The organism is Actinoalloteichus hoggarensis, assembly GCF_002234535.1.
In the GTDB taxonomy this organism is placed as follows: domain Bacteria; phylum Actinomycetota; class Actinomycetes; order Mycobacteriales; family Pseudonocardiaceae; genus Actinoalloteichus_A; species Actinoalloteichus_A hoggarensis.
In genome coordinates, this window is sequence record NZ_CP022521.1 from 6,427,798 (window position 1) to 6,440,413 (window position 12,616).

10 protein-coding genes are annotated in these 12,616 nt (G+C 70.9%); 6 read left to right on the top strand and 4 right to left on the bottom strand.

All coding sequences use genetic code 11. From position 1 onward, the window contains the following. Positions 1-72: 72 nt before the first annotated feature. The 3 genes from AHOG_RS27420 to AHOG_RS27435 form a co-directional block, all read right to left on the bottom strand. Positions 73-1,545, bottom strand: coding sequence for an MFS transporter (locus tag AHOG_RS27420; RefSeq protein WP_093943885.1), 1,473 nt, complete (start codon positions 1,543-1,545; stop codon positions 73-75). Positions 1,546-2,602: 1,057 nt separating this feature from the next. After that, positions 2,603-3,109 (bottom strand): MarR family winged helix-turn-helix transcriptional regulator, encoded by a 507-nt coding sequence (locus tag AHOG_RS27430; protein ID WP_245856480.1) that lies wholly within the window; start codon positions 3,107-3,109, stop codon positions 2,603-2,605. A gap of 53 nt (positions 3,110-3,162) precedes the next feature. Further along, positions 3,163-4,164, bottom strand: coding sequence for a pyridoxamine 5'-phosphate oxidase family protein (locus AHOG_RS27435; RefSeq protein WP_093943887.1), 1,002 nt, complete (start codon positions 4,162-4,164; stop codon positions 3,163-3,165). A 172-nt stretch (positions 4,165-4,336) separates the two neighbouring features. On the opposite strand from AHOG_RS27435, the gene AHOG_RS27440 reads away from it, so the two are divergent. Continuing rightward, a complete protein-coding gene (locus AHOG_RS27440; RefSeq protein WP_093943888.1) occupies positions 4,337-5,509 on the top strand; it encodes an FAD-binding oxidoreductase in 1,173 nt (390 codons plus the stop codon). Between the two features lie 367 nt (positions 5,510-5,876). Continuing rightward, entirely contained in the window at positions 5,877-6,917 is a 1,041-nt protein-coding gene (locus tag AHOG_RS27445) for an ABC transporter ATP-binding protein (RefSeq protein ID WP_093943889.1), read from the top strand. Here AHOG_RS27445 and AHOG_RS27450 read toward each other — a convergent pair. Beyond that, positions 6,892-8,085, bottom strand: a complete 1,194-nt coding sequence (locus AHOG_RS27450; RefSeq protein ID WP_093943890.1) for a DUF418 domain-containing protein — start codon at positions 8,083-8,085, stop codon at positions 6,892-6,894. The genes AHOG_RS27445 and AHOG_RS27450 overlap by 26 nt on opposite strands. Positions 8,086-8,311: 226 nt before the next feature. On the opposite strand from AHOG_RS27450, the gene AHOG_RS27455 reads away from it, so the two are divergent. The 4 genes from AHOG_RS27455 (at position 8,312) to AHOG_RS27470 (ending at position 12,297) form a co-directional block, all read left to right on the top strand. Next, a complete protein-coding gene (locus AHOG_RS27455; RefSeq protein WP_169725913.1) occupies positions 8,312-9,175 on the top strand; it encodes a TetR/AcrR family transcriptional regulator in 864 nt (287 codons plus the stop codon). A gap of 431 nt (positions 9,176-9,606) precedes the next feature. Continuing rightward, complete coding sequence (locus AHOG_RS27460) at positions 9,607-10,578, top strand: ABC transporter ATP-binding protein (RefSeq protein WP_093943892.1); 972 nt, start codon at positions 9,607-9,609, stop codon at positions 10,576-10,578. After that, entirely contained in the window at positions 10,575-11,342 is a 768-nt protein-coding gene (locus AHOG_RS27465) for a hypothetical protein (protein WP_221438869.1), read from the top strand. The genes AHOG_RS27460 and AHOG_RS27465 overlap by 4 nt, the downstream gene beginning before the upstream one ends. A gap of 262 nt (positions 11,343-11,604) precedes the next feature. Continuing rightward, the gene (locus AHOG_RS27470) at positions 11,605-12,297 is read left to right on the top strand and encodes a hypothetical protein (protein WP_093943893.1); all 693 of its coding nucleotides are present in this window, start codon (positions 11,605-11,607) and stop codon (positions 12,295-12,297) included. Positions 12,298-12,616 lie beyond the last annotated feature (319 nt).

Consider the following 12,616-nt stretch of genomic DNA (forward strand, 5'->3'; position numbering starts at 1 on the left):
GCTGCGCTGGGCTCGACATCCCGTCGGGCGGTCGATGCCGGTGCCTCCGCTGCACAGGCGGTCATGGCTTGTTCACACCGTGGTGCGGAGCGGCACCTCTCGGATGAACAGCACGCACAACAGCGTGACGACGGCGGCGGCTGCGGAGAGCCCGAAGACCAGGCCGGTCGCGTCGCCGTAGGCGGTGTGCACCACGTCTTGGAGCGGTTCGGGCAGCGTCGCGAGGTCCAGTGAGGCGCCTGCGTCCGCCGCCGTGCCGCCGGTCGCCGCCGCGACCCGCGTCGCCACCTGCCCGGAGAGCACCGCTCCCAGCACCGACACCCCGGTCGCGCCGCCGAGCGAACGGAAGAAGGTGACGGTCGCGGTGGCCGCTCCCAGATCCTCGGCCCGCGTGTTGTTCTGCACGGCCAGCACGAGGTTCTGCATGCTCAGGCCCACGCCCGAGCCCAACAGCGCGAGATAGCCGCCGACCAGCCACAACGGCGTGGCATGGTCGATCGTCGCCAGGAGACAGAGCCCCGCGAACAGACTGATGGCGCCCGCTGTCAGGAAGCCCTTCCACCGGCCCCAGTGCGAGATCAGCCAGCCCGACGCGGTCGAGGTCATGAACAGCGAGAGCACCAGCGGGAGCGTCAGCAGGCCCGCCTCGGTGGGCGAGTGCCCCCGGCCCAGCTGGAAATACTGCCCGATGAACAACGACCCGCCGAACATCGCGATGCCCAGCCCGATGCCCGCGACGGTGGCCAGGGTGAAGGTGCGATCCCGGAACAGGCGCAACGGCACCACCGGCTCGGGCACCCGCCGTTCCACGAGGACGGCTCCCATGAGACAGAGCAGCGCGGCGCCCAGCAGGAGCAGGCTCGTCGTCGAGAGCCAGGGGAAGGCGCCGCCCGCGAAGGACACCCAGACCAGCAGCAGGCAGACACCGCCCACGATCAGCGTGGCGCCCAGCCAGTCGATGCCGACCTCGCGTCTGACCAGTGGCAGCCGCAGCGTCCGGCCCAACACGAGGAAGGCGGCGACCGCCACCGGAACCACCACGAAGAAGCACCATCGCCAGCCCAGCCACGGCGTGTCGACGATCAGCCCGCCGACCAGCGGCCCGCTCACCGTGCCCACCGCGAAGGCCGCGCCGAGGTATCCGCTGTAGCGACCCCGCTCCCTCGGGCTCAGCATCGCGGCGATGATCACCGCGGCCAGGGCCTGCACCCCGCCGAGCCCGAGGCCCTGCACCGCGCGGAAGCCGATCAGCATCGGGACCGACGTGGCGAGACCGCACAGGACGGAGCCGAGGGCGAACAGGCTGATCGAGGCCTGCATCAGCGCCTTCTTGCTGAACAGGTCGGCCAGTTTGCCCCAGACGGGGGTGGTCGCGGTGGCGGACAGGAGCGTCGCGGTGACCACCCAGGTGTACTGGGACTGGGTGCCGTGCAGCTCGGCCAGGATGGTCGGCAGCGCGTTGGTGACGATGGTCGAGCTGAGGATGGCGACCAGCAGAGCCAGGAGAAGCCCGGAGAGCGCCTTGAGGATCTGTCGGCGAGTCATCTGATCACCACCCGCCGAAACGGGCGGCTCAGGCGACGAGGGCGGCACTGGCGGGGCCTTGGTCGACGGCGCGAGCGCTCCGGCGGTCGTCGACCGCCCGACGTGAGTGGAACCCGTCGTCTCGCGCAGCGCGGACCGCGACCGCATCGCATCCTCCTTCGACCTGTCTATTTAGTTGCCGTACACAACTTTACGTCCGAGGGAGGTCGTCCGTCACGGAGCCCGCGCGGAGTCCTCCCTCACACCGGGCATCTCTCCGCATCACGGCATGGAGTACGCCGACCCGCCGGCCCGAACACACACCGGCTCGGTGACCGGCCGGCGCTCCCGCCCAGCGCGCGGTCGACGCTCTCACTCGGCGGCGGACCGGCCGTGACGAACGGCGTACGCGCCGTGGCGTGCGGTCCCCACGGCCGACCGACCGGCGCTGTCCCGCACGAGCGGGCGGGCCGTTGCAGAGAGGCGCGCCGCACCATGCGGTTCGTCCGTCCGCCGGCCCGTGGACGGGCGGGCCGTTGCCTGCGGCGCCGTCTCGCGGAGGCCGCGCGCCACGCCCGCGCGGCCGACCTCGACGTCGTCGGCACGCCCGGTGGTCGGACACCGGCTGCTCAGCGGGCCTCGTGTCACGGGGGGCGGGTCGCGCACGAACACCGGCTCGACAGACACCGGACGACGCGCCGATGCGAGGGCGAACTCGACGGCAGGACGACTCACCGGGGACACCGATTCGGTGCGGCCACGAACCCGGGTGCGCGACGAACTCCGATGGGCGGCCGAACCGACGGAGGACGGACCCGGAACACGGACGGGTCCTTCGGTGCGAACACGGCCTCGTCGCCCGCGCGGGCCGGCGTGGCCGCCGTCACACGCCGGAGGGGCCGAGGAGCCGAGGGGCCGAGGAGCCGAAGCGACCGGAACCCCCGGACGGAGCCCGATACCGCGCGAACCGGCGTGGCCGGCCGGAGGCCACGACTCCGCACCCGCTCGCCTCGCCGATCGACCACCGGCCGGAGTCCCGGCCCCCGGTCGGCATCCGTTCGTAGCCGGGCGGTCGCTCTCAGAGCATCTCGTTGAGCCGAGGCAGGAGCCGGGCCAGCTCACCGAGATCCTGCGTCGACCAGGTGCTGAAGTGCTCGTGCAGTCGTTGCCGTCGGCGTTCCCGCAAGCCGCGTAGTCGATCCGCGCCGACCTCGGTGATCCGCACGAGTCGCGCCCGGCCGTCCGTGGGGTCGGCGACCCGAGCCACGAGCTCCAGTTCGACGAGCTGGGCGATCTGTCTGCTCACCGTGGACTTGTCCAGCCCGAGAAGCTCCACCAGTTCGGTGCCGCGCAGCGGCCCGGCGTCGGCGATCAGCGCGAGCGTCCCGTAGGCGGCGGGCTCCAGCGCGGGGTCGATCTCGGCGGCCAGGCTCAGCGAGATCCGCCTGGCCCGACGGAACAGCATCGACAGCTCGCGTTCCACCGCCTCGGCGGCCACTCGCCGCCGAGGGTGCTCCGCGCCCTCCGAGGCGTCGATCACCGCGATCGAGTCATTCCCCGACTCCGCTCCCACCGAGGCTCCCACCCGAAACTCTCATCACCCGCCGGCAGCCTCCAGTGTCGCACTGTCGGTCCCGATCACCGACCGCCCTCCGACGGCGCGTCGCCGCCGGGCAGGGGCAGCCCGCCGGAGAGCGCGGGCGGCTCTTCGACCGGGTTCCACGGCCGGGGCATGCCCTTGGCGGCGAAGTAGTCCCCACCCTTGCGTCGGGTGTCGTCCGTGCCCCAAGGTCGGTCCCTGGCGATCGGCATCAATCGAGGGATGTGCTTGCGACAGTGGATGTAGGCCTCCTCGACGGCCACCACGACCCATCGTTCCGGGGTCCGGCCACGGTCGAAGTCGGTCGGCAGGCCCGAGTGCTCGGCACGCAGATCGGCGTCCTCCACGACCTTGGCCTTACCGTTGACGTGCAGCCCGATGAGGTCCTGGACGAAATCGACCATGAGGATGCCGACGTGAGGGTTCTCGCTGATGTTGCCGAGACTGGCCATCACCCCGTTGCCTCGGTACTCGGGGTAGGCCAGCGTGTACGGGTCGAGCACCCGGATGAAGCCGGCGGGGCCTGCCCGCAGCGAGGCGTCGCACTCGCCGCCGGAGTCGGCCGAGGCGACGAAGGCCATGTCCATCCGGCCGATGAACTCGATCATCATCTCGTTGAGTCGGTCCAGCACCTGGTCGCGGTAGAAGCGCTGCGCGCGCTGCTCGCTGCCGACGGCTGCCTGGAGTCTGCGTTCGCCCGCCGAACCCGGCACCAGGTGCGGGGTCGGGACGGGCGTGGCCTGGGCGGGCGGCGGCTGCGGCGGTGCGACCTGGGGCGGTGCGACCTGTGGCGGAGGGCCCTGCGGTGGGGCGGGCGGCCTGGCGGGCGTGTACGCCGGGGCCTGCGCCGGACGGAATCCGGCGGGCGGCGGCCCGAAGGGCTCGACACGCCGGGGGCCCGTGCTGGAGACGGGATCGGCGAGCTCGAGTTCGAGAAGTTCGGCCGCCGCGGTGCCGCTCGGTACCAGGGTCTGCTGGATCACGTTCTCCACCGTGTCATGCCCCACGTCCAAGTTCCACGCCTGGCCCTCTACCTTCATCCTCCTGCCACAGGCATCATCAACGGTGAGTCACCGAGATCCGCCCAGAGGTGGCATCAAGGAACCATTCCGTCCAATGAGGAGTTAGTGTCCTTCTCGGCAGGGACTGTGAAGAGGAACGGCGCGTCTGACCGGGCGCGGCGAACTTACTGGAGAAGACTGCACCCGGACCATGACAGCCAACGCCGTGCTTAGCCCTGAGCCTCCCTCACGACGCACGTCGTCATCGGGCATCAGTGCCACCGTGCGCCTGATCCGAGACAGCTACGCGCGCATCGAGCCGCAGGCCGACGAGGTCGCCAGATTCTTCTACGGGATGCTCTTCAGTCTCGCCCCGCAGACCAGGGAGCTGTTCCCGGTCAACATGGAGGTGCAGCGAAGCAGGCTGCTTCGAGCGCTGGTGCACTTCGTCCAGATGGTCGACAGACCCGACGACCTGCTGCCCTTCCTGCGTCAGCTCGGCCGCGACCACCGCAAGTTCGGCGTGGTGGTCTCGCACTACGAGGCCGTCGGCACCGCGCTGCTCTCCGCGATCAAGAAGTTCGCAGGCGACTCCTGGGACGCCAAGACGGAACTGGCCTGGGCCGAGGCCTACACGATCATGGCCACGACCATGCAGCAGGCGGCCGACGCGGACGAGAACCCGGCCTGGTGGAACGCCCAGGTGGTCGATCACCAGCGGCTGAGCTGGGATCTCGCCCTGGTGCGTGTGCAGCCGCAGCATCCGGTGCCCTACCGCGCCGGACAGTACGTCAGCGTCGAGGTGCCGCAACGTCCTCGGCTGTGGCGGTACATGACCCCCGCGAACGCGCCGAGCCCCGACGGCTCCATCGAGTTCCACGTCCGGGCGGTCGACGGCGGCTGGGTCAGCCGCTCGATCGTCGGTCACACGCAGTACGGCGACCACTGGCGCATCGGCCCGCCCATGGGTCGGATGTCGGTGGATCGCGAGCAGGGACGGGACGTCCTGATGGTGGCGGGCGGCACCGGCCTCGCTCCGATGCGTGCCGTCATCGACGAACTGGCCCGGTTCGGCGAGAACCCGCGAGTGCACCTGTTCATCGGCGGGCGGAGCATGGACGACCTCTACGATCTGGACAACCTGCACAGGCTGAGCGTCACCAACCCGTGGTTGACCGTCGTCCCGGTCGTGGAGTCCGGACCCCTGCGCTCGGGCATGGAGCAGGGCACCCTGGCGGACGTGGTCACTCGGTACGGCGCCTGGACCGAGCGGGAGGTCCTGGTCTGCGGCTCGCCGTCGATGATCCGGGCGACGGTCTCCCGGATGCTGGTGGCGGGCACGCCGTTGGAGCGCATCCGCTACGACCCCTTCACGCTGGACTGATCAGGATCTTCCGTGCCCGTCGGGCTGCTCGGCCCGTCGCCGGACACGGCGCCTGCCGCGGCCTCCGACACGGAAGGGGCCTGCCGCGTGCCCGCGCCGGACACGCCGGTCCATGCGGCGTCCGGCGGCATCCGGTGGGTGCCTTGCCCGCGCCGTTCGACCCCCGCGCCGTTCGATCTGCGGCCCGGGGATGACCCGTAGGCGGCCCCGGATGGCTGGAGGGACGTATCGGGGGCGGGTTCAGGGGCATCACCGATCACCGGCGTCGCCCGATGGGAGACGGTGGACAGGTGAGCCGATCCCTTGCGCCCCAGGCTGTGCACGCCGCGGCCTTCTTCCGCAGGTCGTCTTCGGACGAGGAGCGACGGTGATCGAGGCCGTCGGTCTCACTCGGCGCCATGGCCGCGTCCTCGCGGTCGACGACGTGTCTTTCCGGGTACGGGCCGGACGGGTCACCGCTCTGCTGGGGCCGCGCGGCGCGGGCAAGTCGACCATCATGCGGATGTTCCTCGGCCGGGAGCGGCCCACGGCGGGGCAGGCACTCGTCGACGGCAGGCCCTATCGGGAACTGGACCGGCCGCTGCGCAAGATCGGCGGCCTGCTCGACACGAGCCGAATCCGCTCCAGGAACGCGGCCCGGGCGCGGCTCGGCAGACTCGCCAGGCGTAACGGGCTGCCTGCCCGGCGCATCGACGAGGTGCTCGATCTGGTCGAACTCGGTGACCTTCGGGCACACGGCTCCGGCCGGCTCTCGCCTCGGGACACCCGCCGACTCGGTCTGGCCGGCGCGCTGCTCGGGGATCCGGAGATCCTCGTGCTCGACGAGCCGAGCGTCGGCCTCGATCCCGATGGCGTCGGCTGGCTGCGCACCCTGCTGCGGCGGCTCGCCTCCGAGGGCCGCACCGTGCTGGTCTCGGGACACCGGCTGTCCACCACGTCCGACGTCGCCGACGAACTCGTGGTCATCGGCAGGGGACGCCTGATCACCAGCTGCCCCACCGAGGAGTTCCTCGACACCGCGGGCGCGGCGACCATCCGCGTCCGCAGTCCACAGTGGATGCTTTTCGCCCGCGAGCTGCGGCGCAGAGGGCTCGCCGTCGCCGAGGAGATCGACGGCGAGCATCCGGCGCTGCTGATCACCGGGTCGACGAGCCAGGAGATCGGCGAACTGGCCGCCGCGCTGTCGGTGGTGGTGCACGAGCTGTCGCTCCGACGCGCTTCCCTGGATCAGACGTTCGCCCTGATCGCCGACCGAACGTCGTCGCCCTCCGGCATCGAACACGACGCGGCCGTCGCCGCGGGAGACCCGGCCGTCGCGCCGCACCCGGCCGCGGGGCCGCGCATCCGAGCCGCGGCAGCCGGGTCACGTGCCTCGGCGGGCGTCAGCGACCGCGTGCGGGGCCGTTGACCAGCCGTCGGAGGAGGACGTCGGCCGGCCCGCCACGCCCCGACCGGCCCAGCAGCACGGCGAGCGTCACTCCGACGGCCCAGACGCCCGCGGCGGCGAACAGCGCCCCGGTGCTGTTCATCGAGTCGCCGAGCCCCAGCAGCGACGGGGAGAGCAGCAGCGCCAGCAGCACCGAGTTGAACAGGTAGCAGCTCAGCGATCGGGACCCCGCCGCGGCGAGCGCGCGGGCGATCGGACCGGGTCGATCGCCCGCTCGGGCGCTGATGAGCCCGAACACCGCCGCGTAGCCGAGTCCGCCCGCCACGCCGGTGAGGATCTGCACCGTCATCAGCACGCCGTCGAGCGTCGTGCTGCTCTGCCACAGGCCTGCGGCCACCAGGCCGGCGGGCAGCGCACCGGCCACGGACACCGCGATGCCGATCACCGCGGTCCGCCGCAGCAGTCCGCGATGCGCGGCCGGATCGGCCAGCACGGCGCGCCGGCCCGCCCACACCCCGAGCAGCATGGTGAGGACGACGGGGTAGGTCAGCAGGTTGTACACGGGCGTCACGGGGTAGGTGACGAGTCGTTCCAGCAGTTCGGGCGGCGAGTACCCCGGCACCACGGTGGCGCCCTCGGCGTACATCGCACTGGAGGCGATCAGCGTCAACACCGGCACCACGAGCAGAAAGACCGGGATCAGCATGCCGACGACCCGGAGCAGCGCGCGGTCCGGCCGGAACAGCAGCGAGGCCACGAGCAGCGTCGCGATCCCGTAGGCACCCAGGATCTCGCCGGGGAAGACGAGCGTCCCGTGCACGAAGCCGAACAGCAGCAGGAAGAGCCCTCGCCGTCGCAGCACCCGGCGTGTCTCGACGGGGGCGGCTCCCGCCGCCTGCCTGCGCGCCACCACGGTGGCCAGGCCATAGCCGAACAGGGCCGCGAACATCGTGTAGGAGCGGTTGTCGAGCAGAACGATGCGCAGGAGGTTGGTGACCGCGTCGGCCGTGCTGCCGTCGTCGGGGTGGTAGTTGAGCCCGTACTCCGCGGCGGACACGTAGAACGGCGCGTAGGCCATGGCGATGAGCAGCAGCATGAATCCGCGCGCGAGGTCGGGTGCCAGATAGCGCGGCGGCACGGGGGTCGGCTGATCCGCGCCGTGCCGGGTGTCGGGAGGGGAAGACGTCATGACGAGTCCTTCCGGCAGGTTCCCTCGTCTCGGCTCGCTTGACCAGCCGCCGTTACGTAACTATCCTTCCTGTTACGTAACCAGGAATGGAGCGTCGCCGGTCCACAGCAGAAGCGAGGGAAGACGGTCGATTCTTGCAAGTAGAACAAGCACTTGCCCAGTCGGGGTCCACCACGCCCCGAAGCTGAAAAGTGTACGTAGCATACCTAGATCCGGAGTAGACGCGGTGACGAGTCCTGACGGAGACGACCCCGGCGCATCGGCGGCGACCGAGCCGGAGCCGGGCGAAGGACGTCAGCACGGGAGGCCGGGTCGGCGCCTCACCACGGACCGGATCGTCGCCACCGCCGTCGCCCTCGCCGATGCCGAGGGGCTCGACGCTCTCACCATGCGCGAGATCGCCGACCGGCTCGGCGTGACGACCATGTCGCTGTACCGCTACGTCCACACCAAGGCCGAACTGGTCGGCCGCATGGTCGACGCCGCGTACGCCGACGCTCCTACCTTCGCCGGAACCCATTGGCGGGAGCGGGTCTGGGAGCTGGCGCGCGCCGACTGGCGTACCTATCACCGTCATCCCTGGCTGCTCCGGGTACCGGAGACCAGGCCGATGCTCGGCCCGCGCGTGATCGCCTCGTTCGACGCGGCCCTCGCGGCACTCGACGGCAGCGGACTCAACGGCTCGCAGCGGACCTCGACCCTTCAGCTGATCAACCATTTCGTGCGCGGGGCGGCGAGCGACTCGATCGAGGAGCTGCGGACGCGGACCGAGTCCGGCCTGGACGCCGAGCAGTGGTGGGCCGAGCGCCATCCCGAGATCCGGCGACATGCGGTGAGCGGGCGGCACGTCGCGCTCGGGCGACTGCTCACCGAGAAGGACTTCCCGCCTCCTCAGGACGGCCTGGTCTTCGGTATGGAGCGCATCTGCGACGGCATCCAGGCGCTCATCGACTCCGCTCCCGTCGACGATCGGAACGACAGGCGCTGCCCGTCCTGCGACGCTCCCGTCGTCAGCGGCGCCACCGGTCGCCCGAGGGCCTACTGTTCGGCCGCGTGCAGGCAGCGCGCCTACCGGGCGCGGGCCACCTAGCGGACGTCGCGCGCCGGGGAACGGGCGCCTGCTGTTCGCGGTACCGCGTCCGGCGCCGATCCGCGCCCCGCGCCCGCTCACGAGTCCCGCGGCGGCCGTCGCGGGCCGCCGCCGCTCGATCGACCCACCGTGTCCGGACGTCCACTCCGGACGATGTCCGCCGTCGCGGCTCGCCGCGTCGCGGGAACACGGTGCCACCCGACGGGCCGCCGGCTCGGTGACCGCGGCGGATCCTGTGCGCCCGGCTCGACAGTGGTCTCGCGAGGCGCCTCGCCCAGCCTCGATCCGGCCGCACGTGCCACGCGACTCGATCGGATTTTCCGCACTCATACAGCACTCCGCTCTCGGAAACCGCATGTCAGAGACCCATGCTAGCAATAAGTGATATCACTTTGCTAGTCTTCTGATGTCCAAGAGACCTGGAGGGGACGATGATCGAAGCGAGCGGTTTGACCAAGCGATACGACAAGACCCTTGCGGTGGACGACCTCAGCTTCAGCATTCGTCCCGGCACGGTGACGGGCTTCCTCGGTCCCAACGGCTCCGGCAAGTCCACGACGATGCGGATGATCCTGGGCCTGGACCGGCCGACCGAGGGCGACGTCCGCATCGACGGCAGGCACTACCGCGAACTGAAGCGGCCCCTGACCAAGGTGGGGGCGATGCTCGACGCGAAGTGGGTCCACCCGAACCGCTCGGCCCGGGCGCATCTGCGGTGGCTCGCCAAGTCCAACCGGCTTCCCGCCAGGCGGGTGGACGAGGTGTTGGAGCTCGTGGGACTCAGCGCCGTCGCCCGGCGGCGGGCGGGCGGCTTCTCGCTCGGGATGGCCCAGCGCCTCGGCATCGCGGCCGCGTTGCTCGGCGACCCGGAGATCCTGCTCTTCGACGAGCCGGTCAACGGGCTCGACCCCGAGGGCATTCTCTGGATCAGGCAGCTCATGCAGCGGATGGCGGGCGAGGGACGCACGGTGCTGGTCTCCAGTCATCTGCTCTCCGAGATGGCGCTGACCGCGAAGGAGCTGGTGGTGATCGGCCGCGGCAGGCTGATCGCCCAGTGCAGCACCGCCGAGTTCGTCGATCAGGCGAGCGACGCGACCGTCCTGGTGCGTACTCCGCAGCGCGAGCGACTGCGATCCGCGCTGCGCGGCGAACGGATCAAGACGGCCGTGTCCAGCTCCGCCGCCGACGAGCTGATCGTGAGCGGCAGCAGCGCGCGGATCGGCGAGATCGCCGCGGCGGCCGGCGTGGTGCTGCACGAGCTCACCTCGCAGCGCGCATCGCTGGAGGAGGCGTTCCTCGCCCTGACCAACGAGTCGGTCGAATTCCAGGCTCAGGGCGAACGCAGGCCCGAACTCATCGGCGCGGGCACCGGCTCCGCCGCACGACAGGAGGCGAACCGATGACCCTGCTTGCCGTCGAGCGCATCAAGCTCCTCTCCATCCGCTCGCCCTGGTGGTGTCTGGCCACCGCGATCGTGGTGTCGGTGGCCCTGGCGGGTCTGATCGCGAACTTCGCCGAGCCCGAGATGCTGTCGATCGGGCTCACGCAGACGACGAGCCAGTTCGGCCTGATCCTCGTCATGGCGACGGCCGCCCTCAGCATCACCACCGAGTACCGCTTCGGCACGATTCGGGCGACCTTCCAGGCGGCGCCCGACCGAGGCGCGGTCCTGCTGGCCAAGAGCGTCGTGATCGCCGCGCTGACCGGAGCCGCCGGCCTCGTCACGGCCTTCGGCTCGTGGGGGCTCGCGGTGCTGCTCTCGCCGGAGGCGCAGCTCGCCGTCACCGAGCCAGGGCAGTGGCGCACCATCGCGGGCACGGGACTGGTCTACGCGCTCGCGGGTGTCTTCGCCCTCGCCGTGGCCACGCTCGTCCGGCAGCCGGCCGCCGCCACGACCGCGGTGCTGATGTGGCCGCTCGCGTTGGAGTCTCTGATCCCGTTGATCCCGAGGGTCGGGCCCGCCGTGGAGCCGTGGCTGCCGTTCTACGCGGCCAACCACTTTCTGTTCGGCGAGCTGGACGACGCGGCGGTGAGCGTCAACGCGGCCGGGGTGCTGAGCAACGGCGACATGCCCTTCGGGCCCTGGGGCGCTCTCGCCTGGTTCGCGGGCGTGGCGGCCGTCCTGCTGGCGGCGGCGGTGATCGTGACGAAGCGGCGCGATGCCTGAGGTCGCCGCCGTGCGATGACGACCGGTCGGCGAATGTTTCGGGGACATGTCCGGCCGGAGCATGGGGGAGGTCCGGGCAGGCTCACAGCGAGCCTGCCCGGATTTTTTCACTCCACGTTCAGGCGACAAGATCACGGTGAGTAGCCAAAGTCGTGATCTCCAACACAACTCTATAATAATACTGTTAATTGGAAAGAGGGGTCCCGGCTCGGACGTTAACGTTGGTGATGCTGATAGTCCTACCTACCCCTAGGAGGCATGGATGCCAGCACTCCGTAGCAGGCCTGAGCCGAGCGAATCCGACCGGCCGGACCTCAACCCCGCAGAACGTGCCGCGGCCGCCGGCATCGCGTCGAGCACCGGACTGGCCGACCGAATCCCGCTTCCCTCCGCCGACGGATCGACCCGCCTGACACTCCCCCAGGCCAGACCGACCGCGGACGCCCTGTCCTGGTTGCAACCGCTTCCCGAGCTCGAATGGTCCCTCGCCTTGGAGGGCAGCGGACCCAGCGTCGCCGACTCCCCCGCGGACGCCCGCAGCTCATGGGTGCACTTCGGCGCGGAACAGGACGTCCTCGACCTCTACCGACAGGCGCTGGCCGCAGGCGCCGACCCGCCCGCGCCATGGTGGCTGCGCGCCGTGCACCACGGCCTCCTGGCGTCCAGATCGGCAGGCTATGCGGTCGAAGACGCCCTGCACGCCGTGCTGGCCGAGCGCCCCGGCTGGGTCTTCGTGCCCTGGGCAGGCAACGGCCGCAGCTGCTATTGGGAGTACACGCCGTCCGATGACGGCCGCGCTCAGCTCCCGACCACGATCATCCTGAGTGAGAACCACCGCGGGTTCGTCCTCGTGCTGCCCGCACAGGGCATGACCCCGGTCCCGCCGGTCCCCCTGACCGGAGTGGACGAGCTGCGCGACCGACTCACCGAGATCGGAAGCTGGCGGGTGGCCTGAGCCATGGCCGGGGGCGCGTACGACGGTGGTCTCGACAGGCGGGTGCGGCAGATCTCGCTGCCTCGCCCGTCTGTCGAGGCGGAGGCGTCGAATGCGTCGGGGGGCGAGCGCATGCGCCGCCTCCGCGTCGTGATCTTGCCGCACCCGTCCCCGACTCGACAAGGTCGTCCCCGTTCACGCCTCTGAGGCGCTCTTCGGTCACCGGCCGAACGACCGTCCCGGCTGGACGCGCGGATGAGTCCTCAGGCAGTCTCGGACATCGCGTCCGGCGGGCGGAGCCGAACGAAAGCCCTGCCACGTCCCACCGGACGAGCCCGGC

Coding starts and splice junctions, on each gene's coding strand:
- AHOG_RS27460 (WP_093943892.1), top strand. CDS start 9,607: ATGATCGAAGCGAGCGGTTTGACCAAGCGATACGACAAGACCCTTGCG.
- AHOG_RS27440 (WP_093943888.1), top strand. CDS start 4,337: ATGACAGCCAACGCCGTGCTTAGCCCTGAGCCTCCCTCACGACGCACG.
- AHOG_RS27435 (WP_093943887.1), bottom strand. CDS start 4,164: ATGAAGGTAGAGGGCCAGGCGTGGAACTTGGACGTGGGGCATGACACG.
- AHOG_RS27465 (WP_221438869.1), top strand. CDS start 10,575: ATGACCCTGCTTGCCGTCGAGCGCATCAAGCTCCTCTCCATCCGCTCG.
- AHOG_RS27420 (WP_093943885.1), bottom strand. CDS start 1,545: ATGACTCGCCGACAGATCCTCAAGGCGCTCTCCGGGCTTCTCCTGGCT.
- AHOG_RS27450 (WP_093943890.1), bottom strand. CDS start 8,085: ATGACGTCTTCCCCTCCCGACACCCGGCACGGCGCGGATCAGCCGACC.
- AHOG_RS27470 (WP_093943893.1), top strand. CDS start 11,605: ATGCCAGCACTCCGTAGCAGGCCTGAGCCGAGCGAATCCGACCGGCCG.